At 52.9% G+C, this 25,512-nt stretch carries 24 protein-coding genes and 2 pseudogenes; 6 read left to right on the top strand and 20 right to left on the bottom strand.

Translation table 11 applies throughout. The features are described 5' to 3' along the window. Positions 1 to 352: hypothetical protein (locus tag JCM13996_RS11780; protein WP_225353506.1), on the top strand; the 352-nt coding region annotated here is incomplete at its 5' end. A gap of 230 nt (positions 353 to 582) precedes the next feature. On the opposite strand, the gene JCM13996_RS06500 is transcribed toward JCM13996_RS11780, so the two are convergent. The 13 genes from JCM13996_RS06500 to JCM13996_RS11770 form a co-directional block, all read right to left on the bottom strand. Continuing rightward, complete coding sequence (locus JCM13996_RS06500; RefSeq protein ID WP_054750514.1) at positions 583 to 3,093, bottom strand: Ig-like domain-containing protein; 2,511 nt, start codon at positions 3,091 to 3,093, stop codon at positions 583 to 585. Next, positions 3,015 to 3,551, bottom strand: a complete 537-nt coding sequence (locus JCM13996_RS11125; RefSeq protein WP_054750513.1) for a hypothetical protein — start codon at positions 3,549 to 3,551, stop codon at positions 3,015 to 3,017. Before JCM13996_RS11125 ends, JCM13996_RS06500 begins: the two co-directional genes overlap by 79 nt. Then, on the bottom strand, positions 3,548 to 4,123 hold the full coding sequence (locus tag JCM13996_RS06490) for a KxYKxGKxW signal peptide domain-containing protein (protein WP_054750512.1): 576 nt from the start codon (positions 4,121 to 4,123) through the stop codon (positions 3,548 to 3,550). The genes JCM13996_RS11125 and JCM13996_RS06490 overlap by 4 nt, the downstream gene beginning before the upstream one ends. A 204-nt stretch (positions 4,124 to 4,327) precedes the next feature. Beyond that, positions 4,328 to 5,182 carry a hypothetical protein gene (locus JCM13996_RS06485; protein ID WP_175577027.1) on the bottom strand — a complete coding sequence of 285 codons (855 nt, stop codon included), beginning with the start codon at positions 5,180 to 5,182 and terminating at the stop codon, positions 4,328 to 4,330. Continuing rightward, entirely contained in the window at positions 5,160 to 6,617 is a 1,458-nt protein-coding gene (locus tag JCM13996_RS06480; protein WP_054750511.1) for a glycosyltransferase, read from the bottom strand. The genes JCM13996_RS06485 and JCM13996_RS06480 overlap by 23 nt, the downstream gene beginning before the upstream one ends. Further along, positions 6,617 to 7,363: an accessory Sec system protein Asp3 gene (asp3, locus tag JCM13996_RS06475; protein ID WP_054750510.1), complete on the bottom strand. Its 747-nt coding sequence runs from the start codon at positions 7,361 to 7,363 to the stop codon at positions 6,617 to 6,619. The genes JCM13996_RS06480 and asp3 overlap by 1 nt, the downstream gene beginning before the upstream one ends. A 154-nt stretch (positions 7,364 to 7,517) precedes the next feature. Then, positions 7,518 to 8,864, bottom strand: coding sequence for an accessory Sec system protein Asp2 (gene asp2 / locus JCM13996_RS06470; protein WP_054750509.1), 1,347 nt, complete (start codon positions 8,862 to 8,864; stop codon positions 7,518 to 7,520). A gap of 110 nt (positions 8,865 to 8,974) precedes the next feature. Beyond that, entirely contained in the window at positions 8,975 to 10,573 is a 1,599-nt protein-coding gene (gene asp1 / locus JCM13996_RS06465) for an accessory Sec system protein Asp1 (RefSeq protein ID WP_054750508.1), read from the bottom strand. Positions 10,574 to 10,600: 27 nt separating this feature from the next. Beyond that, complete coding sequence (locus tag JCM13996_RS06460) at positions 10,601 to 11,830, bottom strand: hypothetical protein (protein ID WP_054750507.1); 1,230 nt, start codon at positions 11,828 to 11,830, stop codon at positions 10,601 to 10,603. A gap of 24 nt (positions 11,831 to 11,854) precedes the next feature. Further along, positions 11,855 to 13,471, bottom strand: a complete 1,617-nt coding sequence (locus tag JCM13996_RS06455; RefSeq protein ID WP_500778411.1) for a preprotein translocase subunit SecA — start codon at positions 13,469 to 13,471, stop codon at positions 11,855 to 11,857. After that, complete coding sequence (locus JCM13996_RS13285; protein ID WP_500778410.1) at positions 13,377 to 14,204, bottom strand: DEAD/DEAH box helicase; 828 nt, start codon at positions 14,202 to 14,204, stop codon at positions 13,377 to 13,379. Before JCM13996_RS13285 ends, JCM13996_RS06455 begins: the two co-directional genes overlap by 95 nt. 257 nt (positions 14,205 to 14,461) lie before the next feature. Beyond that, positions 14,462 to 15,016, bottom strand: a complete 555-nt coding sequence (locus tag JCM13996_RS11775) for a hypothetical protein (protein WP_054750506.1) — start codon at positions 15,014 to 15,016, stop codon at positions 14,462 to 14,464. 56 nt (positions 15,017 to 15,072) lie between these two features. Next, entirely contained in the window at positions 15,073 to 16,029 is a 957-nt protein-coding gene (locus JCM13996_RS11770; RefSeq protein ID WP_054750505.1) for a hypothetical protein, read from the bottom strand. A gap of 228 nt (positions 16,030 to 16,257) precedes the next feature. On the opposite strand from JCM13996_RS11770, the gene JCM13996_RS06440 reads away from it, so the two are divergent. Further along, positions 16,258 to 16,671 carry a glycosyltransferase gene (locus tag JCM13996_RS06440; RefSeq protein ID WP_500778413.1) on the top strand — a complete coding sequence of 138 codons (414 nt, stop codon included), beginning with the start codon at positions 16,258 to 16,260 and terminating at the stop codon, positions 16,669 to 16,671. Continuing rightward, entirely contained in the window at positions 16,641 to 17,234 is a 594-nt protein-coding gene (locus tag JCM13996_RS06435) for a glycosyltransferase (protein ID WP_054750503.1), read from the top strand. The genes JCM13996_RS06440 and JCM13996_RS06435 overlap by 31 nt, the downstream gene beginning before the upstream one ends. A gap of 114 nt (positions 17,235 to 17,348) precedes the next feature. Here the strand turns inward: JCM13996_RS06435 and JCM13996_RS06430 are convergent, their stop codons facing one another. From JCM13996_RS06430 to JCM13996_RS06420, 3 genes and pseudogenes are all read right to left on the bottom strand, one after another. Further along, a complete protein-coding gene (locus tag JCM13996_RS06430; RefSeq protein ID WP_156321892.1) occupies positions 17,349 to 18,677 on the bottom strand; it encodes a glycosyltransferase in 1,329 nt (442 codons plus the stop codon). Continuing rightward, a complete protein-coding gene (locus tag JCM13996_RS10875; RefSeq protein WP_054750501.1) occupies positions 18,625 to 18,891 on the bottom strand; it encodes a hypothetical protein in 267 nt (88 codons plus the stop codon). The genes JCM13996_RS06430 and JCM13996_RS10875 overlap by 53 nt, the downstream gene beginning before the upstream one ends. Beyond that, positions 18,892 to 20,492: pseudogene (locus JCM13996_RS06420) on the bottom strand (glycosyltransferase). Positions 20,493 to 21,180: 688 nt separating this feature from the next. On the opposite strand from JCM13996_RS06420, the gene JCM13996_RS06415 reads away from it, so the two are divergent. Beyond that, entirely contained in the window at positions 21,181 to 21,657 is a 477-nt protein-coding gene (locus tag JCM13996_RS06415) for a TetR/AcrR family transcriptional regulator (RefSeq protein WP_054750500.1), read from the top strand. Next, a complete protein-coding gene (locus JCM13996_RS10870; RefSeq protein WP_156321891.1) occupies positions 21,624 to 21,761 on the top strand; it encodes a hypothetical protein in 138 nt (45 codons plus the stop codon). Before JCM13996_RS06415 ends, JCM13996_RS10870 begins: the two co-directional genes overlap by 34 nt. A 60-nt stretch (positions 21,762 to 21,821) precedes the next feature. Here the strand turns inward: JCM13996_RS10870 and JCM13996_RS06410 are convergent, their stop codons facing one another. Further along, positions 21,822 to 22,805, bottom strand: coding sequence for a ketopantoate reductase family protein (locus JCM13996_RS06410; RefSeq protein WP_054750499.1), 984 nt, complete (start codon positions 22,803 to 22,805; stop codon positions 21,822 to 21,824). Positions 22,806 to 23,018: 213 nt separating this feature from the next. Beyond that, positions 23,019 to 24,192 (bottom strand): annotated as a pseudogene (locus tag JCM13996_RS06405) (cation:proton antiporter). Positions 24,193 to 24,364: 172 nt separating this feature from the next. Between JCM13996_RS06405 and JCM13996_RS10865 the strand changes: the two are divergent. Then, on the top strand, positions 24,365 to 24,541 hold the full coding sequence (locus JCM13996_RS10865; RefSeq protein WP_156321890.1) for a hypothetical protein: 177 nt from the start codon (positions 24,365 to 24,367) through the stop codon (positions 24,539 to 24,541). A gap of 38 nt (positions 24,542 to 24,579) precedes the next feature. On the opposite strand, the gene JCM13996_RS12920 is transcribed toward JCM13996_RS10865, so the two are convergent. Together JCM13996_RS12920 and JCM13996_RS06400 are read right to left on the bottom strand one after the other, a co-directional pair. Next, positions 24,580 to 24,762, bottom strand: coding sequence for a hypothetical protein (locus JCM13996_RS12920; protein WP_369395702.1), 183 nt, complete (start codon positions 24,760 to 24,762; stop codon positions 24,580 to 24,582). Beyond that, positions 24,756 to 25,487, bottom strand: coding sequence for an aldo/keto reductase (locus JCM13996_RS06400; RefSeq protein ID WP_369395701.1), 732 nt, complete (start codon positions 25,485 to 25,487; stop codon positions 24,756 to 24,758). Before JCM13996_RS06400 ends, JCM13996_RS12920 begins: the two co-directional genes overlap by 7 nt. Positions 25,488 to 25,512 lie beyond the last annotated feature (25 nt).

The raw sequence follows: 25,512 nt of genomic DNA, 5'->3' as shown, positions 1-25,512 counted from the left end.
TTCATTACTAATGCTGGTGGACTGCGATGCCCGATTTGATTCACTTAAGGAATCTGACAGACTAGCAGAATCGCTAACCTGCTTGTTTGATGTTGAATTTGACAGGCTGACTGAAAGACTTTCACTATCGACTTCCGACTGTGACACGCTAGCCGAAACACTCTCGCTGGCAGCCTTCGAACCTGACAAACTACCAGAAACCGACCCGCTAAGCGATGCACTCCGCGACTGTTTAGCGCTCTCTGAAGCAGACATGCTTGCAGACTTGCTATCAGTAACCGACTTGCTAGTCGAAGTATCCGTGGACTTGCTTGCGCTGGCAGATAAACTCAGGGACTGGCTACCGGAATGATCGCTCGACCGGCTGCTACTTAGTGATGCACTTAGTGACTGGCTCTTCGAAGCCTGCGTTGATGCGGATGCACTCGTTGAAGCAGACAGTGACTTGCTCGTACTTTCACTTGAGCTTTTGGATGCAGACGTGGAAGCAGATGGCGTCGTGGACGGATTCTTACTGATACTTTCGCTCTGCGAACGACTAGCTGATTCCGACGCACTCTTAACGGCGGATTTGGAATCAGATTAGCTCAATGATGCACTCTTCGACTGACTGTAAGCAGTTGAAAGACTATCACTCTTCGACTGCGAAGCACTGGTGGAACCACTGTGATCTGCTGACTTACTCAAAGACCCGGATAGGCTTGCCGACTTGCTCAACGACGTGGCCGTCGACAAACTGTTAGCAGTGGACTTGCTACTACTTTGCGAGCCACTAATAGCCGCTGAAATCGACTCAGAGGTAGACTTCGAAGCACTGTGGGCTGCGGAGGCTGACTTACTCATAGAAACAGAGTAGTTCAGCGAATCACTATCCGACGCTACGCTCTGGGACGCCGACGTCGACTGACTTTGCTCAATACTCTCGGACTTGGACGCCGATTCCTGGGCGCTGATGCTCTCACTCGTGGAGACCGATTGTGAACGTGAATGGTCGTCGCTGATCGAGTTCGATTCAGAAATAAACTTACTCTTGCTGTCGCTGCTGGACTTCGACGCGCTGAGGGAGAGACTCGTGTCGGTACTCTGCGACTGTGAACCCTTACCACTAATGCTACTAGATAGGGATTCCTGCTTCGAAACGCTAACCGAACCCGATAGGCTGGCGGAATCGCTTGCCTGCTTGTTTGATTCCGATTCGGAAAGACTGTCCGAAAGACTCTTGCTGGTGGCAATGGAGTCAGAGACACTCGCTGCCTTGCTCAAGCTTTCAGACTGGGATCTGGAGCTGATGTCGGAACGACTACGTGACGTCTGCTGAGACAGGCTATCAGATACAGATGCGGATAGTGACAGCGACTCCTGCCGACTCTTTGATGTAGCGGTAGACCGGCTGACGCTCTTGGATACCGATCCTTCTAAAAACCCTGAAACAACACCAGAATCCCCTGATGATTCCGATGCACTGTTCCTGGTAGAAGCAGACAGCGACGCCGAACGTGACGCCGAGGTAGATTCTGACTGCAGAATCGAGTCTTCTGTGCCACCAACACCCAGTCTAGCTAACGAAGCAGACTCGGACAGCGATGTTGCTGTACTGATGGAGTCCGACACACTTGCAGACAGAGACTCAGAAGTTGAGGCCGATTCAGAAAGGCTCTGCGATTTAGCAATTGATTCCGAACGAGAAAGCGAGCTGGACGTCGAGTAGCTGGCTGAATCTTCAGCTGATTGGGATGCTGAAAGCGACTTGCTCAGCGATGCTGCTTTGGACAAAGATGCAGAAGCCGACTCGCTAAAGAAACTGCTGGTGGACTCACTTTCCGACTTATCAGCCGATATTGACTCACTGTTGAACGTAGACGCGTTTGTACTGCCACTGTTGCTTTGCGCAGACGCAGAAACTGATAACGATAAGCTGGCAGTCTTGGAAAGAGAGGTGCTACGGGCAGTGGAAATAGACTCGGACGTAGAATTAATGTTCTCGGAATCACTAACACTATTCTTCGAGATACTCGTTGAATTGCTGCGCATGTCACTCAATGACAGCGAATCCGACTTGGATGCCGAAATTGATAGCGATTGGTCCGTGGACAGCGAACCCTGACGCGATAATGAAGCGGAATCCGACAGAGAATTAGTCCTTTCGGTGACTTCATTCGGAATAACGGTCAGCGTAGCCGGGTTGGTTTCAATGACCGTACTCTTACCTGCCGCAGAGGTAACGGTAATTTGGACTTTGTACTCCGTGCCGTTATCCGCCATCGTAGTGGCCGGCGTTTCGTACGTTTGACCCGTAGCACCAGGGATAGCCGTATCGCCCTTGTACCACTGGTAGGTCAACGTCCCACCGGCATCAATAACTTCGGCAAACTGATCAGCCCCACTGGCTTCAAACGTCGCCGAATCGCCTTCAGTAACGGTTTGCGAAACCGGCAACCCTTTACCAACTTCAATGGTGAAAGTTTCGGTGTAGGTATTCCCATCCGTGGTGGTGATATGCGCCGTGATTGTGGTCGAGCCTTCAGCTACGGCAGTAATCAAACCGCTACTATCAATAGTGGCAACACCAGCATCACTACTGCTCCACGTAACCGCCTTCACAGTATCCGTGGTATTGCTTGGGCCCAATGTGACGTGGGCCTGCGTCGTGGACGTCGTAAAGTCGAGGCCCAGGTCGTTGCTAATCACGTTAACGTTGTCCAACAGGTAATCAGCGTCTGGGTAGGCTGTCGCACTAGTCGAGGCGACCGGCTTTGCAACAACAGCGACGTCAACAACATTGCTGTAGTAATTTTGTGAACCGCCACTGAAATTGAGGGAAATTAAGTTGGCAATTTTTGTAATGAAACTTGGATCGTACTCGTAAACAACCTGGTAATAATTGTCGCCAGTGCTATCAAGGGTGACGGTGAAGGAACCGGTACTATTGTGATCGGCGCTCGCGTTTTCCCATTTGCCAGTGGTGGAATTGTAATGGTATAGGTAGTAAGCAGGTGCCGGCGCACTAATAAGGCCTAACGTAGCCCAACTGGTAATTGTATCAAGTGCCGTGCCCCAAGCCTGGTTAAATGCGTCCGCTGCCGTCTGATCCAAGGTAGCACTGATAGTGGCTGAATCACCAGCAACAATGGTGCTACTCGAAGGCTGTGACGCCACCCAGAGGTAAACCGAATCCCAAAAATAACGATCCCACTACCCGTAGGTGACTTCACACCAGTAGGCGCATTATTACCGGCCAAAACGCCAGTAATCGTCTGTGCGTTGCCCGTGACGTTGTACAGCGCATCAGCTACTAGCTTGGCCAAAGTGACTGCTGATTCTGCGTAGGTTTCATCGGACAACGTAATGGTAGTGGTGTTATCCTTGGTCAGGATTTCCGCTGCCGCAGTGGTAATCGTTAACTGCGTGATACCTTGCTGGGTCATGTACTGCGCGATGTTTGTCGCCTGTGCAGCAGTTAGCGTAGCATCAGCGGACAGGGTCACGTTTAACCCACTGGTTCCCTGCGTTGCACTGATATCATGGCCATCTAATCCCAGCGCGGCACTCACGTCCTGCGTTGTGCACTAGTATTGCTCGTACTGGTGGTCGTAGTCAGCGAATTAGACAAAGACACCGAAACGGAACCACTAGCACTCTGGCTACTGGTTTGACTTTGGCTATTCTGATTACTCGTCTGGTCAACGTTGGTCGCACTCTGGCTACCACTATTGCTCAGACTTGTACTGCTGGTACTTCCCGAGGTCGAGACGCTAGTTGACTCGCTAATGCTCGTTGACAGTGACCCACTCGCTGATAAACTCAGCGACTGTGAGGCACTGTCGGAGTTGGTCTGGCTTTGGGAGTTAGTCTCAGAAGTACTATTAGAGCTAGTTTCCGAGGTCGCCGGGATGGTCGTGCTCTGCTTAGTTGCAAGCACGTCCCCCGTATCAACCTGCTTAGTGGCCGCCGGCGTGGTATCCGCGTGGGCTAACCCTTGTGGCAACATGAGTAAGCCACCCAGTAAACCGCCTAAGGAAGCAGTTCCAGCTACTAGCCATTGCCGGCCCGCTTTAAACATTTTAAAACGAACCTTACTGTTGTTGTTAAAAATCTCTGATCTCTTACGTCTGAAATAATTCATGAGGGTCCCTCCCAAAAAGAATCCGTTCAAAGTAATACCCGATTTTTATTCTATAACACGATGGACTCTCATCTCGTGCAACTTTAGATAGAAAATTTTTGTTTTTATAAACAACGATTATGCAACGCTAAGTAAAACTATAAGTTTTTAAAAAAATAGTGTTGCAGCCATCAGTTGCCACCGTTACCGGTTCGCAGCGGCTCATCAGTCATCTATAACTGTAATTTTACGGTCGCTCATACCAGCGGCAACCACCGCATCACGGTCTGCGCGTGTCATCCGTACTTCCTGAATATACGGAATTTCGTCCTGTAAAATACCTGCCAGGTTACCGCGCACCGCGCCCGTATCATCCAAAGGGGATTCCACCATCTCCAGCACGTTGTGGGCGGGCGACTGGGCCACGGCATCTAGCTCCACGCCTAAGTAGGTGATCGTCACGGTGTCTTGCGGCCCCACGATTTTGGCTAACTCATGCGCATAAAAATCAAGTTGGGTATTGTACTTGGTTTGTACCTTGTGGGTTTGCGGATCTTCAATGGTGATAAAGTTCAACGCCCCGCCATAATAAAAGAAGCGTAACCGTGCATTGCCCGCATTGTCGTAAAAGACCATCTCTTGTAACTCGTTATTGTAGTAGAACAAATTGCTGAACCGGTTACCATCAAAGGCGTACTCTTCAACGTAATCCATGGTGCCATCAAGGTTGTGGTACCGTACGTCCTGCGCACGGCGCCGGGTATTGGCATATAGGAACTCCTTGCCGATTTCAATGCCTTCATGAATGAGCGAAATACTGCCATCCTCATTCATAAAGATTTCCGTGTTTGTGGGCACCGGCACGTCGTTAAAGAAGCGGTAGCCATCAGGATCGTAGGTGCGGCTAGTGATTTGATCCACCAGGTTGATGCCCTGCACCTGTTCTGCCGCTAGCACGCCGCTAAATCCCGGCATGGGGGCCAACGTCAACATTTGCCGCTTGTTTGCCTGTACACGGGCCTTAATCGCCGCCCAGTTGGGAGATGCTGTGTTAATACTAGTCAATAGCTCGTAATCCATGAATAAGCTCCTTCCACTTGTTAGCAATAACGTGATCCTGAAACTGCTTGACTGAGGCCTGTGTGTTCTTGACCAGGCGACCATAATCAGCTTGCATCAGGCGCTCCAGCCCCTTAACCAGTTGGGCAACGTTAAAATCATCATCATCCCGCTTAAACTCCTGCAGGAAACCATTGTTGCCGTCTTTGACTAACTCCATTGCCCCAAAACGAGCTTTAAAAGTAACGACGGGCAAAGCGGCGTTTAGCGCTTCAATGTAGGTCAAGCCAAACCCTTCCGAGAAGGAAGCGGAAATAAAGGCGTCATACTGCGGATAGACGTGTTCCAAGTCGTTCGACAACCCCTGCAGCTGCACGTACTTTTCCGCGTGCACGTCCTGAATGGTCTGCTTCAGCTTTTTATCCTCGCCACCCTGACCATAAATATCAAAGATAATATTGCTACCTAAATCATGTAATTTGGCTACGGCACGAATCGCCAGGTCAATATGCTTTTCACTGGCTAAGCGGCTAGCCGTAATAATTTTGATTGGGTCACCCAATTTACGCTTGTTACGCCGCTTACCACCATCGCGCACGCCGCCCACGGGAATCGTCACAATTTTCTTGGTGGCTTGCGGGAAGTCGATCAGTAGATCTTTGCGTTGGAGCTTAGTGGCAACAACCACCCGGTCGTACAGATCAATATGTTGTAGCATGAACTCGTTGTAGTTGTTCCACAGCGGGTGCGCGGGTACATCACGGTCGGATAGATGGTCCGCATGAATCACATCCACCAACTTCACGTCCGGAATCTTGTGGGTGGCTAACGCAACTTCATTTTCCTCACCCCGGTCGATTAGGAACGTGCTGTGGCCGCCAAAGACACGGTCCAGTTGCTGGAAAAAGAAGCGGTGCAGGTCGACCAGATTGTTGAATAAATAGTGCTTCCCGTTTTGGTGGTACAGGTGGATGTTCGTCATCAACGCTTTGCGGTTAGGATCATCCACGTACTCGATCATCACCCGCCGTTCGTTACTCTCGACGTTGAACAACTCGATTCGCCCGGTGCTAACCACCAAGAGTTTGTTATTCGGGTCGTGCTTGTCGGGATACTTGACGTAGTGGTACACCATGCGCATCCCCGCCGACGTCACCGAATGACGAATACGGTGCGTGTTGGTGCCGTCCACTACCAAATCTTCACTCGTGGGGTACCGTTTCTTCAATCCATGCCGCAAATAATCGTCGTCATGCACAAAGTACTCCCACATGTTAATGACCTGGTCGTCCCGTAAGTGCCATTTATCCATGGCCTCGTGTAGTTCCTTGACCAGTTCCACAAACACAAATCGATACGGGATCTTGGCTTGGTCAAACCTGGCTGCACGATAAAATTCAGCGTGCTCAACACCAGAATTACCAATTCCCATTGCTCCATCAATAAAGAAATTCATTAGTGACCTCCATCGGCTTTCAAGGCTTTATTTACTGCCGCAACGATACTCGACGTACCAAACCCAAAACCACGTACCCGTGGTTCGGGTCCCACCAACCGTTTGACCTGGTTGACGAACTCACCAACTTCCAACGCGTCGTGCTCCTGACGCGGTACTTGATAGTACAAATTGTCCCCACCAGGTACAAACGGCCGGCTAACCACTGGCCCAGAACGTGGGATGATCCAGACGGTGGCGGGGCCACCGCGATCGTTACGCCACAAGTGCCAACCGGGCGTTGACAGCCGCACCGGTCGGTAACCGTCCAGGACATTACTTTGCCCCAGCGTTAAGGAATAAAACTTAAAATGCTCATTATTTAAGTTCACTAAGGCGATACTGTAGTCCACCGCCCCGTCGGGTACCGTGAACGTTAGGTCCAGAGTACGTTCCAAAATTTGCTGCACGTTCACACCCTGCGCATCCACAAAGTTAATGCTCAAACCCAGGGTGTCCTCCGGCTCGCTATCAATATCTGCGGTCAGCGTATATTCACGGTCATTCCGCAACAGCGGTAAGTATGGACCGCGGCCGTACGTCGCATCATTGCTGCGACTAGACCACGTGTGGATCGCAAACCCTGGTGATCGCCGGCGGGCACGATAGCTTACTATGCCATTGGCCGCGTAATCAATGATGGCGCCATGACCCGCGGTGGCCATGCCATTGACTGGCCAGTAAAAGTCATAAATTATCTCGGTCATTTGGCATTCACCGCCTTCGTCGCGGCATTGGTCCCCGCAGTTCGCTGATCATGTGTCAGCGGGTTACGGCGGCCAAAACCCTGTTCAAGTAGGTGCCAGTACTGGAATAAGAACCAGTTGACGACGCCACCAGTGTCATCGTTATGGCGACCGACTAAGCCTTGTACAGCACCCGCGTCTCCGGAAAGTGTTGCTTCAGGTAATCGCGGAGCATCGGAAACGCCCGCTGGTCATAATCATCATCATACATATAGGCCACTGCAAACGTGGTGTCCTTAAAATCGCCGCCCTTAAATTCATCCCAGAACTGTGCGTTCATTTGGTCCAGGTTCTGATGATGGAGGTCACCCGTGTACGTCAGCACCATGTCGAGTGCGGTAGCAAACCCACCAACACCTAACATTTCGGGACGCCAGAGTCGCCCGTTGCGGGCAATATTGCCCAAATTTACCAATGGTTTACCAATAACAATGCCATAGGGCTGTAACTGAGCCCCGTAATATAACGCGGCATAGGTGCCCATGGAAATTCCGGAAAGGATCAACTGGTTATGACTAAAGCCTAGCCGGTGTAAGGCTTGCCGGATAACGTCCCGGACTTGTTGCTGGAGGTCATCGCTACCCAGGTAGAATGCCCCACCTTCTAGCCGCGGATCCATGATCAACATGAACGGGGTACCAAAACGCCGCATCATCCCAAAACCTTCAAAGGCTTCAGCCGTTTGGTAACCGGAAAAGTACACGCTTAGTGGTGGCCGCAAATCACCCGGATCGAAATAAGCCATAATTTCTTGCCGCATGCCGGCGTGATCCATCAACCGTTGACCGCCCACCAGGATCTCGCCATACTGACCACGCGAACGACGGAAATGGATCCCGGCGAGGTTCAGTTGCCCGTGACCACGCACAAAGAAGTCCAGCTGCAACCCCGTGGGGTGATCAGCGGGTGGGACTTCCACCCCCACCGGTAACTCCTCGTTAACGGCCTGGTAGCTGCCACTGACCTTCTGGGCCCCGTTGATCACGTGTATCCGCGCCATAATATCAACGGTGGTGTCAACTCGCTCGACCTCGATGACAGCCCGTTCAGCGTAGTTGGCCGGCAACCACATAACGTTGGTGGTTTCACCCAAATGCTGCCAACTATCACCGTAATCACCGGTCACGACGCGGTAAGCTTCACCAACTTGTTGGATATGGCCGCTAAAGCGACTATCAATATGCAATTCCGTAAAGTCCGTTTTATAGGTCGCCTGCTGGTCATAGAAATAAACCTGAATCACGTGTGCTAAATCCTCAACGTCGGTGAAGTCCAGCCGCTGTGCGTTCTTTAACGCCATGACGTGCTCCGCGGCGGCCGAAAAGACGACGTCATTGGCCACAATGATGCGGTTTGCCGGTAGCGCCCGTAGCCGGGCAATATCGCTCAACCACGGGCAAGTTTGGTCGATGAGCACTACTGCGTCACGGTACTGCGCGTTCCACTTGGCACCATCGAACAATGGTTTTTTTCGCCACGGGCATCACATCATCCGTCACGGCCCAAAAATATTGGTACGGCGGGGCTAATAGCCGTCCCAGTGCCAAAGCCGTGCTCCCAATGTGGATAACATTAATTGTCCTTTGCGCCATCGCTCATCACCTTCTTCCAAGCCGCAATAATCCGTTCCGCAGAATACCGTTCAATTAGCTGTGCGTTCACCACTAGTGCCTGATTCCAATGCGCTAACGTGCCCAAGTAATAATCTAAGCCACGGGCAATATCGCTGCTGTCGTGTACCAGCCGCCCGTTTTGGTGGTCAATCAGTAAATCAGAGGCCGCCATGTTCAGTTGCGGAATGCCAGCACTGACCGCCAGCACTTGCAAACTTAAATCTGATTGGCCGTCAGTATTGATCACAATGCGGGCGCTGTGTATCTGTTGACCCCAATCAGTGATACTCAACGGCTTCCGAATAGCAATACGTGCCAGCACGCTGTAGGCACCACTCAACGCGCTCCAATCTACCCGTTTCTTTAATGACTCTCCGACCCGCTCAGTTTCAACCATCATTTGCCCCTGGGCCCTGGCGTTGAAATAGTCAGCTACTTGTTGGTAATCATCACTGTCCAGATCCACGCCATACTTGTCCGCAACCCACGCCTGCACGTGGTCGGTCAAGTCGGTTTGCTGCGCGGTGCTGGCTGTGCCAATGACGAGCTGCCAATCATCGTGCTTGGCCATGCCCGCGGTTAGTGTCGCCATCACCTGACGCACCAGACTGTCACTGGCATCGCCAACCCGCCAGGCAATAATTTGCTCGGCCAGTTCGTTGCTGACACCTAGACTCAACGTGGTTGCCCGCGTCGGTAACACCACTTGGGGTACGTGACTGATCCGACGGGCCAACGGCGACTGTTGAATAATGCGTAGATCCGTATGGGTAGGGCTAATAATTAAATCATGCCGGGCTAACTGACCCAGATTCTTAAGACGGTCGCCTGCCGCTAAATCGCGGCTCGACATCAAAACGCCCAGGCGTAGCCGTAAGTCTCGCAGTGAGCGTAGCGCGAGTAACCCGGAAAACGGACCGGTAATGGCTAACTCATCGTGATCTTGCGCAATGTGCCGGCCCAGTACTTCAGCGACCACCGCCTCCACCGACGGGTAGTGCCGCTGGTCAAATCGGGATGCCGCCACGTCCATAATCTGCACACCACCACCTTGTGTGGCAATCATGACAACATCTCCTGCCGGCGAATACCATTGTCGCAGTAGAACTGCGTGATCGCTCGCACTTTTAGTTCGTGTAAGTAACAGTCCACGATCATCGTACTGATCGGTCATCACCGTACCGTCTGCTTGCGGATAGTCTACTTGCCATACAAAACCGTCCTTGTACAAGTGCACCAGCGCAAAAGTGTCTTCGCCCTGGTAATACCGCACGCTCCCCTCCAAGTATACCGGCGTCACTCCCGGTGGAAAAGGCAACTCGTTAACGTTCATCGGCGTACCAGCCGTCACATCAATACCTTGAATCTCATCATAGGCTTGCCACACATCAACGTTGGCCAAGCCCGCCTCCCGTAACTGGTAGTGAATTGCCGGTAATTGCGTAACCGTAATTAAATTAAACGGATAGTCGTTGGCGGTCATAATGCGCGCAATCTGCACAACTTCGTCCTGATCGAAACTATGCGTATCCATATTGAACCCTGGGATTAAATACATGGCAATGCACTCCTTAGACATGCGTAGTTACAAATCCAGTAACCGGTAACGATTCTTTGAGTAGAGCGCCCTAAACTGTTCAATGACGTTGTCAAAGATGGTCACCACAATGAAAATGTTACCCAAAAACAGGGAGTAATTAGCCACGCCGGGCCAAATCAAGCCACAAATGAGTGGAATTACCCCAATCAAGATTTCCACCAAGTTACCGATCGTACACAGCAGGAAAAAGTGGTTGGTGATGAAGCTTTCGGTATCGTCACCGGGAACCACGTTCAGAAAATAATCACCGGCATACTTCAACTGTCTAGCCGTCTGCACCGGCCGCACGTTCATGTAGCCAAACGCATACCCCAGCAACATAATCACAACCGCATAGATGACCATACCGTTGACCGTCTTATACGACGTCCAATGCAGGATGGTGTGCCCAATGGGCTGCCAGCGTAAAGCGGTGTTTTGAATAATCATCTTGGGCAAACTGAATAACGAGTTGGAAAACATAAACGGCATGGCGCCCGCGGTGAGCACCTTGATCGGCAGGTATGAATTACGGTAATCACCTTCTAACAACGTCCGTTGAATTGGTAGCCGCACTTCGCCTTTGTATAGCCAAACCGCCGCAGCCGTGAACAGTAAAATAACAACGGCAGCCGTCAGTAGGTGTTCCGGTGAGAAACTGTAAACTTCATCCCCCCAACCCTGATGCAGGGAATTGGGTGTACTCAACAAGATCCCGGGCAAAATCATAATGGCGGTCGAGCCAATCCCGCGGTTGCTGTTCACGTCGGCTAACCAGGTCACCAGCATGGCGCCGGCCACTAACAGCAACCCCGTCACCCATGGCCCCCAGTCGTACGGGTAACCGAAGAGGTGTAACGGCTGGAGCGCGGACGCGTATAACCGCATCATGGTGATGGCTTGTACGATGGCTAACACTAACACCAGCACCCGCTGAATCAGGCCCGCCTTTTTCATGGAAAGACTATTGATGCTCTTCAAATCCAGACTCTGTACGGCCGACCAGACGATCATCGTCGTCATGTAGGGCGATAATCCCAGCGAAAACAGTGTGGGTAAGTTCAAGCGGCCCCCAGTCGCACTACTCAAAATGGACAGGAAGGTCGGTTGCTTCAATACTGTAGCTGCTGCGACCTGGTCCACACCGGGCAGTATTACTTGCTGCCCCGCAGCTAAAATCATTACTAAGAACAGGGTCCAGGAAACCCGTTTGATTATTTCATGGTTGTCTGACATACAAACATCCTATTCTAGCACCGCCTATGCAAACTGTAAGTCGATCGATCCATCTGGCTTCATCACCAGTACCGATTGTAGTAGATTTCTGACGATATTTAACTTTACTTTACCCCGCATAACACCGTAACTACGCTGCGATTCCATCTGGTACTCGTAAATAGGGTTGTGTTGCGCCAAACTACGATTATTCGTGATTGCTTGCAGTGACTCCAAGTTATCCACTTGGTCGATCCAGGCATTATCGATGGCTTTGAGTATGGCCACCCGCTGAAAGTATTGCCATTGATCGTTGGCTGGCAGTTGCTGCCGCTTACGTTGTATCCGGTCCTTAATCAGTTGCTCCAAATAGACCACCCGTTCCTGCGGTCGCCCTAATTGCGGCAAGGCAGACGGCAAAAAGTCGCTATCAACATTTTGATAAATAAAGTCCAATATGTCCGCTTCCTGGTACTGGGGGTGCTGCTGAACATAATCCGCCGCCACATTATGAATGACCCGCTGGACGGACGCATCCAAATTTTGGCTATTCATCACGCGGTTCCGCGTACGGTAGATACTTTCGCGCTGAATGCGGAACACTTCCCCATATTGCAAGGTTTGGAAGCGGGACGCACGTTGTGAAACCATCAGCCGTTTTTGCGCGGCATTCACCACACCCTTAAACCGGCCCCGTAACCGCAGCTGTTGTTGTCGCCGACTGGCGTGGCGTTCACGATACTTGGCCACCCAGCGGGGCGAATTTTCCTGCACAACGGTGTCCTCCAAGGAGGTGAAAAAGATACTCGTACCAGGATCACCTTGGCGCCCCGCACGACCACGGAGCTGGTTATCGATCCGCGGGTTATCCATTCGTTCAGTACCCAGAACGAGCAGACCACCCTTTTCGACTACACCATCGGCCAACCGGATATCAGTACCACGTCCGGCCATCGAGGTAGCTACGGTCACGGCACCCATATTTCCGGCTTCAGCCACAATTTTGGCTTCCTTAGCGGCCGAACGCGCATTGAGCAGGTTGTGAGGAATTCCTTCCCGCAACAGCAAGCGTGAGAACAAGTTGGACAACGATAACGATCCCGTTTCAACGAGCACCGGTCGTTGGTTAGCGTGGGCGCGCTTTACCACGTCCAGTGCGGCCATCAGCTTGGCCGTGTTGGTAACATACAACTTATCCGGCAAATCATCGCGAATCATCGGTTTATGCGTGGGGACCGTGTACACGGCTAACCGGTATGTTTCCAAAAATTCATCCGCGTCCGTTTTGGCCGTACCCGTCATCCCCGCCAGCTGGTGAAACATCCGAAACAAGCTCTGATAAGTGATGGAGGCCATAGACCGCTGTTCCTGCGTAATATGCAGATGTTCCTTAGCTTCAACGGCCTGGTGCATCCCCGCCTGCATCTTCATGCCTTGTAGTTGTCGGCCGTTTGCCCGGTCCAGCAAGATAATTTCACCGTTTTCAACCACATAATTCCGATTACGTACAAGTAACACGTTAGCGCGCAATGCCAACACCAAGTGGCGGTATAAGTCCGCATAGTGCTCACCCAACAACCCGGTAATGCCAAAAAAACCGTTCCATGCGCTGAATACCGTCGGCAGTAAACCACACGTTCTTGGTGTCTTCACTCCGCTCATAGTCGCGGTCCTCGTCCAGAAGCTTAACCATCTGGTCGGCCATCCCGTACAAGTTCGACTGTACCCGGGGTGCGCCCGAGATAATTAACGGGGTGGAGGCTGTGTCCAGCAACACCGCATCCGCTTCATCGAGTAATGCGAAGCTAAAGCCGTGTAAAAACTGCTCCGTTGGGTTAGCAGCCAAATTATCAAAGAGGTAATCAAAGCCCAAACCGCTATTGGTGGTATACACAATATCGGCTGCATAAATGGCTTGCCGATCACGCTGGTTGTCATCCTGGCCTTCTGCCGCGACCCCGGGCATCACGGTCAGGCCCAGCCAACGGTACACGCGCCCCATTTGCTCCGCGTCACGGTTGGCAAGGTAGCTGTTCGCGGTAATCAAAAAGTTACCCGGACCCGTCAGGCCGTGCAAATACATGGGCATGGTCGCGGTGAGCGTCTTCCCCTCACCTGTTTTCATTTCCACGATATTGTTGAATTCCATGGCCACAGCCCCTAGAATTTGGTTGTCAAAGGGGGCTAGACCCAAGACCCGCTCATCGGCGACACACACCACGGCGTACGCATCCACCATAATGTCCTTCAGCGTGCTCCCGCTATTAATCTGAGCACGCAGCTTGCCCGTCTGGGCCTGCAAATTAGTATCAGACAACGTAGCAAAATATTCGCGCCGCTTAATAATGCGTTTGGTGATGCGACGGTAGCGTCTACTTGATAAAGATAATTTCATATCGGTCCCGCCTCTCCGCAAATAATTGCTTTTAACCGCTAAATCAATATAATGAGGGTTATTATGACAGGTAAAAAAAACAATCTGATTGATCGTGACATTCACGATCGCATTGCTGACGAAGATAAGCTGGTACTACCACCGAAAAAAAGAACGGGACCACGGTCGCTTACCGCAAATCATTATTGGTATCGTGATCGCGGCAATCGCGTTATTTGGTATTCTGTACCCACTTTTCAACTAGTCAATGCTATTTATTACGACATTTCGTCAATCATGGCCTGCACGATTGCACGCTCAGGATGTTCATTCTGTAGCCACTGCTTTGTGTTGGCCTTTTGTTGTGGCCGCAGTTCGTCCGGGTGGTTCAGCAAACGTAAAACCATTTGTTGAGCGGCAACCACATCGCTAGTAGCGTGCACTCCGCGCATCAACCGTTGTCCCACCTGCGTAAACTCTGCGTGGTCAGGGCGCAGGAGGGCTACTATCGGCTTGCGTTGGACCTGCATCTCGTATAGCGAGGAAATACCGTCCGTTAAGATGACGTCCGCCGCGGCGGTGAAGCCATACTGACTTTGATGCTCCACCACATTACCGTTTGGGAGCGCCGTAAAGTCACGCAAAAACTGTTCGTACGCAGCCATCGGTAGCCCCGGGTACTGGTCATTACGCAGGTTCTCCCGTAACAGTGGGTGGGGATTAAACACCACGTTCACATCGCCATGGTCCCGCGTCCACTGCAACATCTGCTTGTAAATACGTGGAAAGGTGCCAAAGTTAAACCACGCATCAAAAATACTGTGGTGGGCCATCCACACCACCCGCTTACCAGCGCGGTCATCGGGCCACTGCGGCCGGGCCTGGCGAATTACCTGGCCTTCATTGAGCCGACATACTGAAAAATGTCCCTGGCAACGAACGAACCACCGATTGCGTGCAACTGCTCCGCACTCAGAGGCTCCGGGGTAAAGTACCGCCAAACGTGCTCGTAATACGGATTTACCAGTAACGATTGGTGGTCAGAATTAGGAAGATTAAGCGCAGATTCAGTAATGGTATACGGTACGTGGATGAGCCGCGACCAGTCGAGGTGTTCAGCGCTTAGTGCGGGCAAGTAATCTGCGTCCCACTCAGACTGACGCACAATAAAGTCTGCCTGCCAGCGGTGCAACCCCGCAACGGCCTCCGTTCCGTCACCAGTAACTTCAATAAAGGCGTACCCACGCTGACTAAAATAGGCTGCCACTTCAGGCAGGGTGTTTTGTGACTCGACGTAATCGAACATTTTGTTGGTCACCAACAGCTTCATTTCAAAACGGTCATCACCATGTACCAGCGTAATTAATGGTTCCAGCGCGGGTAAGGTCTCCATACTTTGGAGAAGGAAGGCCACACGGATGCGTTGGTGTTTGGGTACCATTCGGGCTGCATTTTCGGCCGTCGTCCGCACATCGTGGTGTACCTGGTCCTGCACCCGGTGAACAATTAGGTCCACTAGTTCCGGCGCAAAGCCCGACCCATCGCGTGCCCGCAATGTATGTACAACCTGATCATCTTTGAGGTAATGCCCCACCAGCCCTTGGGAGGCGACTGCCTGCGGAGTAGCCGGTAGTGGGAACGTGGTAGTCGGTCCACCATTACCATCCAGCAACACGAGCTCGTCGTCGTTGAGCTGCCAGCGGCTCTCGTTGAAAGCGGGGTAATTCTTCACCGTGCCATCACTACCAAACTCCATGGCGGTAGTGTACGGTACCCGACCCTGCTGCCCAAAAATAAAATAATGATTTTCTAGGTAATCCGTCCACGCTAATTTATCTATACTCATAACCGGCCTCAACCACGTGTGTTCTGACTGCATTAAAGTCTTGTGCCACCGTGACCACCCAAAAATTACAGCAGTCCAGCAGATTGTCCTGGTGTATAATACCATTATTATAACTACTTGTTCGCCTTATTGGCTAGGCCTCTGAGCGGAAAACACGGCTTCGGTAATTTTTAGGAGGATTCCTCATGCATCGCTGGATTACAAATATGATTCAACCCACTACGGTTAATTCTGTTTTCAAGGCAAAAAAACGATATTAATGATATTGCCCAGCGGATGGGCTACCAAACTCTTTCTATCTTTCGTTACGATGTGGAGGCCGATACGGACGATCAATTGTACTCCCGTATTGACGGCATCACCGCGCCCGTCGTCAGCGGTGACCTAGTCATCTTTCAGTACCCCACTAACGACGGGTTCAAGTTTGATGAACAGTTTATGTCCCACCTCGTAGACCGGGGCGTCCACGTGGTCATCCAAATTCACGACGCCGAATGCCTACGTGGCTACGTTCCTTACGATGAGGTGGCATTCTTCAACCGAGCCAGTGCCATCATTACACATAATGACAACATGACTAACGCCTTGGCAGATAAGGCGTCACTGCACCAATGTTTGCCAACTATGCCTTTGATTATCTGAGTGTAAACACCAAGAACCGTTACACCCAGGCTGATAAGCACCTGGAGAAATCGCTGGTACTGGCCGGTTCCCTTGATAAGTCACGTTACCTAGAACACTGGCCATACCAAACAAACCTCGTCGCCTTTGGCCGCAACGAAACCATGCAGCTGGATCCACAAATTGATTTTCGCGGCGAAGTGAAGCCGGAAGAGTTAGGTTACATCATCCCCTACCGCTTCGGGCTGGCTTGGGATAGCAACATCCCGAATGGTGGTCAGTACAAGGACTACACCCGATTTAATAATCCACACAAAGTCTCGATGTACCTGGCCAACGGCTTACCGGTCGTCTTGTGGAAAGACGCCGGCATGGCGCCGTTCGTCGTCAAAAACCACCTGGGTATCACCATTGAATCCCTCGATGAACTGGACGACGCCCTCGCCGCCTTGTCGCAGGCGGAAATCGATGATATTCTGCAACACGTTGAAACCGTCAAGTGGGCCCTCCGTGATGGCTTCTTCACCCGCCGCGCAATTATGCGTATGGAATTGGCCATTTTGGGACGGCAAATCAAGCTGTAACCACCCGCAAAATAGAATTGCACAAAATGAGGCGGACTGGACAACGGTTATGCCTCGATATACAAACGTGGGCCAGCAACAATCCCTAACTAAGGATCGTTGCTGGCCCACGTTTTAGTTTGCGGACGCTACACTCTGTGTAATATTCCACCTGCCATTTATTGGCGTAATGCCTTCAACCACTTGATCATCACGGCCGTACGTAAACTCCCGGGCCCACGCCAAAGCCGCGGCACTCTTGGCAGACCAGTCACGTTTGTCCGTCAGCAACTTGGATACTTTGGCCGCCATCTGCTTGGTGGCATTATCAGGCACGACGTAACCGTTATCCCCGTTCCGCACCAGGTTAGCCGCCCCGTACGGCACGTTATAAGTGACCACCGGCACCCCGTAACTCATCGCTTCGACCAGGTTCATGCCGAAACTCTCGGAGCTGGAAGTTTGCACGATCACGTCGGCCGTAGCGTACACGTGGGCCAGGTCTCGTTGGCTCAGGTAGGCGCCGACAATTACGTGGTCCTTCAACCCCAACTTGTTGATCTGGCGGTTGAGGTTGGCCAGCGTGGCGTCATCCGGTGCGTAACCATAAAGGTGCAGTTGCGCGTTGGGCACGCGTTGGACCACCTGGGCCATCATCTGGATGGCTTGTTCGGGGCGCTTATCCGGCCCAAACCGGCCAACAAAGATAACCGTTGGCTGTGCGCCCGCCTGGTGGTCATACGTCGTAGGCACGGTGGTATCGGGTGCCACCCGCACCGTCATGTCGGGGAACCGTTGCTGCAACTCGTGCTGTTGCTCGGGAGTGGCCACAAAGACCCCATCAAATGCATCCGCGCGGTCTTGCAACAGGGTGCGGTACACGTTGAGGATGTGTCCGCGTCCCGGGGTCGCAGGCTTATCGGTATGCACCCCGTGCAAGTAACCCCACTTGGCCTTGGCCCCCTGCACGTCAGCCACGACGTAATCCAGAGTGTGGCGGTCACTGATCAAGATTGCCTGGTCATCTTTGCTAATCAGCTCGTTCAGGAAGAACAGGAACAACTGGTCCTCCGTATTGAAGCGGTAATTGTGCCCACGATAGTTCAACAGTTCCCACATCGAGGGAGCCAACTGCCCGTTGACGTTCATCCAGACCTCTTCCAAAACGGGACGACCCTGCCGGTTAAAGTAAGTGCGCGAGGCCACACTCCCGTCCGGGTGGAAGTGATCTTGCGAGGACTTAAATCCACGCCAGTCCCAGTTCTCCCGGGCGACGATGTTGCCGCGCAGGTCGCGGCTCTCCACGTCCATCGTCAAACCCACCGTGGCGGGTAAAACGTTAATGCGGCCGACTTCCCGGCCTGCATGCTTGATCACCGAATAGTTGGCACTCACACCATCCACGTGGTACTTATTCAGCGGAACCTCCGGCAACAGGCGGAGATTTTGCTCCCGCCGTGGCACGTCCAGAGTGTCCTGAAAAAAAGTCGTACATGTTGATCGATTCCTGGGGGTTCAGGCCAATGTTCGCTAAATCCCGGCTGAGGAACCGGTTGTAGTTACGCGAAACGTAGTAGGCCCGCTCGCCCTCAGCGTTGAACAGGTTGGTGCGCCGGGCCGCTGCGTGTTTCGTCCCCGAATTCAAGCCGAAAACATTTTCCGTTATGAAGTAATACATCTACTTGTCCCCCTTTGCTGCCGTTCCGTCGAGCCGCGCCGCCGCCAACTTAGCCGGCCACAGCTGGTCGGCGTCGTCAAGTAGCGCCCGCCAGGCCTGCCAGACATTCGCCTCGGAGTACCGCTCAGCTGAAGCGTACGCCGCGGTGCTGTAGCGCTGCGCGAGGTCGGGATCCTGCAGAATTTCGATGGCGGCCTGGGCAAAGGCATCGATGTCACCGTATGGCACCACCCGCCCATTTACGTGGTCCTGGGTAATCTCGTTTGGTCCGTAATTGACGTCATAGGTGATGGGAATCAACCCGTGGGCGATGGCTTCCATGATGGCGAGGTTAAAGCCTCCATGTTGGACGTTAACCCATACAACATGGCATCGTTCTCGGCCGTATCGACGTCAGTCGTGTACCCCTTGAACGTTACGGCATCTCCGAGGTGGTTGGCGTCGATCACGCGCTGCACCGCCCGCTTAGCTGCGTAATTATTGTTGTTATCAGCATAACCGTACAGGTCCAGCGTTGCTGCTGGTACCGCCGCGTGGATCTGTGCGAACGCCTTGGTCAGCTGATCCAGTTGCTTTTCTGGCGCAATGCGGGCAAAGACGACCATTTTACCAAAGGTGCGTTCGCTCACCGGAATACGTGGAGCCTGTAACAGGCGGTCGGGTACCACGCCCACCGGGATCGTAAAGAGCTTAGCCGTCGGGTGGTAGCGCCGTTCGACGTCGGCGCTTTGCTTGTGCGTCGACGAAACGATGGCGTCGTAGCCGTTAATGGCATTGAGGGTGAACTCGTAGTTGTTGTTAACGATGGGCGCCATCGGATCCTGGCCGCTCGCGTGGGCGTTGTGCAGATGATTAACGGTGTACGCTGGCCGGTCGAGGTGCAACAGGCCCCAGTCCGCCACGTGTCCGCGGTCCAACACAAAGATGTTGGGGTGCTCCTGGGACCAGTACTCAGCATTCAGGTCATTGAGAAACTGCAACGTCAATTCCTCGACCGTATCGAACATGTACACTTTGCCGTCGTTGCGGTCCGTCAGGCGCCAGCCGGTCGCGGTCAGTTCGCCCGTATTGTCCGGGCGGTAGAACTTTTCTACCACGGGCAGCCCGTGCACATCCAGCCAAGCCTCGGTACCAATTTTGTTGTCAGGCGTGTACCACTGTTCCAGCGTACGGAACCCCCGCGTGTCGTAATAATCCACGCGGTACAAGTTGCCAAAGCCGTCGAACAGCTCGGTGGATGTCACCACCTGGTCGTCGCCGGTGAAGTTGACCCGCGCTACCAGCTGGTTCTGCGCGTTATACACCAAAAAGCGAGTGGCTTCCTCCGTCGCGTGGGTACCCCCCACGCCAAAATCAAGGTCCGCTAAGTGTACTGGGTGGTCTGGCAGCGTCATGGCGTCTTGAAAGTATTCAAACATATTAATTAGCTTGTCGTCGGGCACTCCCGCCGCCCGCGTGACCGGGTGCAACTTGGGGTCCCAGTCCCGCACGATCAGCCGGTAGTCCTCATGGTGATCATTAAACAACTCAATGCGTTTGAGTTGTGCAAACTCGATCCCTGACTTGTTAGCCTGCATAATACTGTTAATGAAAAATATCACTTCAACAACCCCTTACTTTGGCTTTCAACGGCTTTGTGTGTCTACGCTCTATTTTAATCCATCTACGCCGCTGCGCATAACGCAACGACCGGTACGTGGCACACAGGTTACCCTCATGTTAACGCGGACCGTGACCCACACGCTTAGCGACCACCCACTCCCAAAACTAACTTAACTTTCTCGGTGCACGCGCCCACCACTCGTAGTGCCGTTTGCAGCCGTTTTTGATAGGTCCATGTTATTTTGGCCACCAAATGGTTAGCCGCCGCCCACGCATTTATCATGCAGTACCGATCTTGCTCATCTAATTGCCACGTGCAACTATTCATGTCACCAACCACGCCAGCACGCCGCAATACGGCCGGCACGGGCTGACGACCGTCAACTTAACGTTTGGCCTTGACCTGCCCCCACAGCGCACCCAGTCACCCGGTAAAACTCGACTTTTCCGCGCTAATTGTCTGGTGACCAACCGTTATCCCATTTTGTACAATACGGGTGGGCTTGGGTATGCTCATAGCCGCACGCACACCACCTAGTCCCCGGCACGTAGCCACCGACCAGACAGCCACTATCAATAGTTCTTATATTTTGGTATAGGCGTACCCGTAATATCCTGATATGACAACACAACATATATAATGATGAACAATTGCACCCTACCCTGAAACCACGGAGGAAATTTACCTTGGCCAACCATAACCGCAACTGGGAACGTACGCATCAGCGCATCGCACAAGCCGTCTTTTCCCTGTGGTCACAAAAACCCATCAACAAGATTACCGTCAACGAAGTCTGCCAACTGGTGGGCATCAACCGGTCGACGTTCTATGAACACTACGACAGCATCTACACCGTCGTGGACGAAACCGGCGACAGTGCCTACAACCTGTTACTGACCTTTTTCTACCCCGAAACCGGGAAGTTTTACCTCGCCAGCAGCCTCGAAGACGCCGCCATGCACTTCTTAGCGATGATCAAAGCGGACGAGGCGTTCTACCGCGTCTACTTTGCCCACCTCAACACGTTACCGTTCGGTCACGATGAGCCCTGTATGAACGTCTGCACGAGGCGCTCATCGAGCCGTACCATCAGCGCCACCCAGAACTATCCGTCCTGGAACTGGACTACATGCTCTCCACCTTTGAAGCGTCCATCGCCATGATTCTGCGCGAGTGGACCCAAAATGACTGCCGGGACCCCGCCACCAGCCTGGCGCGCGTCATTACCCTCCAGCCGCTGATTGCCCAGTTTAAGGAAGATGAATAACCACAGCTAAAAGCCCTACCGTAGGCACTTACGGTAGGGCTTTGTCGTACTATCGGGATGTTACCGTGCCAAAACGGCAGCGCGGAACGCATCCATATCAAAAGTTTTGCCAAACTCAGCCAGGTGGACCAAGTTGCGCAGAAAATTATGCGTCGTAGCTTCAAAGCCGTGGGCATGCCCCACCTCATAGATGTAGCCGTTGATATAATCGACCTCAGTGGGCCGGTTCTTCGACATGTCCTGATACATCGACGGGTAGTGCAATGGGTTGGCGTCCCGACTAACGTGCACCACGCTCTGCCATTCCTCCTCACGAGTATTCAGCAGTTGAATTCCAGCCGCCTCACAGGCACTGTAAGCTTCGTCAATTAACTGTCGGGACAGTTTTTCCGCCACCGGTGACGCGATGAATTCCCCCATGGTGATCTCAAACATCGTACATAGCGTATTGACCACCGAGTTAAACGTAACTTTGGCCATTAACGTGCCCACAAAGTTGTCCGTCAAGTTCGGGTTGAGGTGCGCCGCCTGAAAGTCCGTGACCACTTGGTGGGTAAAGTCGTCCGCCACTTCTGTTTGCGGGCAGATGTTCATGGTACCAGCGCCGGGCCGACCAATAAAGTCAACGTCGCCGGGACCATTCAGGACCGTCGCAATCAGTGCAGTCCCACCCAGAACGTGCTCCTGGGGGAAGTACTGGTTGATCTTTTCAATGTGACCCATACCGTTCATACAAGTAATGGCGTACTGGTGCGGCTTGAAAAAGTGCGCACACTCCGTCAACATTTTCTGCAATCCCATTTGCTTGCAGAAAATAATGTAAGCGTCGGGGTCACCGGTGTACTCCTCCGGCCGGTAAATATTGATTGGCACGAGGTGCTTATCCTCACCATCACGGGACACAAACACCCCACCCTGCGAGTGAATCGTGTCTACTTCAGGGTCCCAGTTATCGACAAAGTCGACCTTCATCCCCGCAACCTCTTGTAACAAGACCCCATACCGTAACCCCATGGCGCCGGCACCAAGAACCGTATAATGCATAAGCTTACCCCCTGCGCGCTCCCAAATGAACGCGATGCAATTAAAGTAACTGAGTGATCATCAAAGTGCGTTGGCATTAGTATGAGACTTTTATTAAACAAAATCAAGATAAATTGCCATTTTGCTCTCACACAATTCGCCAGTAATTCTCATGGCCAGCAAAAAGCCGCCGACCACACTGGTCGACGGCTAGCATAGGCTACGTGCCCACAGTTAGTGGGTCGTCGCCGCCCGGTTCGCCCGGGCAATACTAAATTTCAACATGAACGGTGCAACGATGGTCACCACGATGATGGCCAAAATAATCGACGAATAAAAATCAGGCCGCAGCAGGTGCGCTGCATAACCAATCTGGGCAGTGATGAGCCCCATCTCGCCACGGGAGATCATCCCCGCCCCAATGACGTGTGCACTGGACCGCTCAAATCCGCTCAGACGGGCCCCCAGGCCACAACCCCAGAGTTTGGTCACGACACCCAGTACACTCAGCACTAGGATGAACAGCCAGTCGCGGCTAAGGCCATCGAACTTCACGTTCAGCCCCACGCTCACGAAGAACAACGGGATAAACGTTGCATAGCCCAGCGGTTCGATGTCCGATAGCGCTTCGGCTTTGTAATCCGTCTGCGCCACCGCGACTCCAGCAAAGAAGGCCCCAACCGCGCCACTGAGGCCCACTTCCTCCGCCAGCACGCGGTACCCAGGCAGATCACCATCGCCATGATGGTCGAACTACTGGTCATCGTCAGCCGGTCACTGAAGTGTAACAACATTGGTGTCAACCACCGGATCAGGATGTAGATGAACACGAAGAACGCCACCTGCTCCCCAAGGACGATTGCTAGGTTACTTTGTTGCCCCCCCGTATTCAGGCCCTCACCGCAAGAATCGCAATCATGACGCTCAACAGGATGACCCCGATAATGTCATCAGCCACGGCCGCACCAAGGATGGTGGCCCCTTCGCGCGTGTTGAGGTAGTGGAACTCTTTAAGCACGGCCACCGAAATGGAGACCGACGTTGCGGAGAAGATCACGCCGATAAACGCCGCCTCGGTCCAGCTCACGCCAAACCCACGGCTCGCCAGCCCAACCAGCACCACGGGCATGATGACCCCAGCGCAGGCAACAATCAATGCCGGCCGTAGGTACCGCTTGAGGAGGTCGATATCACTCTCCATGCCCCCAAGGAACATCAGGATAACGACCCCGATGTCCGCAAAGGTGGTCAGGTTGGTGTCAGCGTGGACCCAACCCAACATGGCGGGTCCCAGTACCACCCCCACTAGTAGCTGCGGCACTACGGCGGGTAACCCCACGCGTTGGCCCAGGTGTCCCGCCAACAACGTAGTAATTAATAATAGCGTTAATGTCCCAATAAAAGCCATTGTTGCCCCTCCCCTGCCAATCACTACACACGCCGTGATATTCCTGCCATCACGGTGCTATATTGCTATATAGTTTACCATACCAATAATTCGGCGGACAAAGCATATCGCCATCACCGATAGCGGACGCCTCCCCCGCAGTATATAATCCACTTTGAAGGGAGTGTGGCGAATGCAATTACGACGCGTGGTGGGTGTCATCGGCATGTTACTAGGCCTGAGCCTAATTCTGGGTAGCTCCATGGGCGTGAAGGACCAGGTGGCCTTCTTCATTATGGATGCCCTGGGCCTCGTTGTGTTCCTGTGGGGTCACCAAATCTGGCGCAGTGGGCGGCATAAAAAGCACTAAAAAAAGCGGTGTTGCGTAAACACCGCTTAATTAATTCATTAGTCATCGTAGTCCGGCGCCGAGTCGGGCCATTTTTGCGTGGCCATCCCGTAGTCAGTGTCGGTACCGTACCACCCAAAAGCGTCGTACCACAGGGAGTGACGGTTCTGATCCAACCCGGCGATGGCCTGCATGTCCTGTTCGTCGAGGGCAAAGTCAAAAATGTCGGCATTTTCTACCATCGCTGTTCGTGCACAGTCTTGGGGATCGTGACCACGCCACTTTGCACGTCGTAACGCAGGATAATCTGCGCCGCGCTCTTGTGGTGCTTCTGGGCAATCAGGCCGACGACGGGGTTACTCAACGCCTGCCCACCACCGAGCGGCGACCAACCCTCGACGACAATGTTGTGCGCGGCTGCGAAATCACGCATTTCGTGTTCCTGCATTACCGGGTTAAATTCGACCTGGTTCACGGCCGGCTGAACGGTGGCTGACCGCATCAAAACCTGTAATCGCTGGACGTCAAAGTTGGACACGCCAATGGCCCGTACCCGGCCGTCACGGTACAGTTTCTCCAGCGCCCGCCACGTTGCCACGTACAAACCGTCCACCGGCCAGTGGATCAGGTACAGGTCGAGGTAATCCAGTTGCAGACGCCGCATGGTCCCCTCAAATTTAGCGAGGGTGCGCTCATAGCCGTGATCGCCGTTCATTACTTTGGACGTCACAAAGACGTCTTGTCGCCGAACGGAACCATCGGCAAAAGCGGCGGCCAGGCCGCGACCCACGCCCGCTTCGTTACCGTACTGTTTAGCGGTATCAATCATGCGGTAGCCATGCCTGATGGCTGCGGTCACGGATGCGGCAGCGGTGGTATTATCCGTCTGCCAGACGCCGAGGCCAAAGCGGGGCATAGCCACCCCATTGTTGAGTTGAATGGTGCTCGTTAAGTCCAATTGTGCCAAAATCATTGCCTCCCACTTGTTGTCA

The sequence above is a fragment of the Lacticaseibacillus thailandensis DSM 22698 = JCM 13996 genome (assembly GCF_001312865.1).
Taxonomy (GTDB): Bacteria; Bacillota; Bacilli; order Lactobacillales; family Lactobacillaceae; genus Lacticaseibacillus; species Lacticaseibacillus thailandensis.
This window is presented reverse-complemented; position numbering and strand designations above follow the sequence as displayed.

Coding starts and splice junctions, on each gene's coding strand:
- JCM13996_RS06490 (WP_054750512.1), bottom strand. CDS start 4,123: ATGAATTATTTCAGACGTAAGAGATCAGAGATTTTTAACAACAACAGT.
- JCM13996_RS06485 (WP_175577027.1), bottom strand. CDS start 5,182: ATGGATTACGAGCTATTGACTAGTATTAACACAGCATCTCCCAACTGG.
- JCM13996_RS06480 (WP_054750511.1), bottom strand. CDS start 6,617: ATGAATTTCTTTATTGATGGAGCAATGGGAATTGGTAATTCTGGTGTT.
- asp3 (WP_054750510.1), bottom strand. CDS start 7,363: ATGACCGAGATAATTTATGACTTTTACTGGCCAGTCAATGGCATGGCC.
- asp1 (WP_054750508.1), bottom strand. CDS start 10,573: ATGTATTTAATCCCAGGGTTCAATATGGATACGCATAGTTTCGATCAG.
- JCM13996_RS06460 (WP_054750507.1), bottom strand. CDS start 11,830: ATGTCAGACAACCATGAAATAATCAAACGGGTTTCCTGGACCCTGTTC.
- JCM13996_RS06455 (WP_500778411.1), bottom strand. CDS start 13,471: ATGAGCGGAGTGAAGACACCAAGAACGTGTGGTTTACTGCCGACGGTA.
- JCM13996_RS13285 (WP_500778410.1), bottom strand. CDS start 14,204: ATGAAATTATCTTTATCAAGTAGACGCTACCGTCGCATCACCAAACGC.
- JCM13996_RS11775 (WP_054750506.1), bottom strand. CDS start 15,016: ATGGCCCACCACAGTATTTTTGATGCGTGGTTTAACTTTGGCACCTTT.
- JCM13996_RS11770 (WP_054750505.1), bottom strand. CDS start 16,029: ATGAGTATAGATAAATTAGCGTGGACGGATTACCTAGAAAATCATTAT.
- JCM13996_RS06435 (WP_054750503.1), top strand. CDS start 16,641: ATGTTTGCCAACTATGCCTTTGATTATCTGAGTGTAAACACCAAGAAC.
- JCM13996_RS10875 (WP_054750501.1), bottom strand. CDS start 18,891: ATGTATTACTTCATAACGGAAAATGTTTTCGGCTTGAATTCGGGGACG.
- JCM13996_RS10870 (WP_156321891.1), top strand. CDS start 21,624: ATGCTCTCCACCTTTGAAGCGTCCATCGCCATGATTCTGCGCGAGTGG.
- JCM13996_RS06410 (WP_054750499.1), bottom strand. CDS start 22,805: ATGCATTATACGGTTCTTGGTGCCGGCGCCATGGGGTTACGGTATGGG.
- JCM13996_RS10865 (WP_156321890.1), top strand. CDS start 24,365: ATGCAATTACGACGCGTGGTGGGTGTCATCGGCATGTTACTAGGCCTG.
- JCM13996_RS12920 (WP_369395702.1), bottom strand. CDS start 24,762: ATGGTAGAAAATGCCGACATTTTTGACTTTGCCCTCGACGAACAGGAC.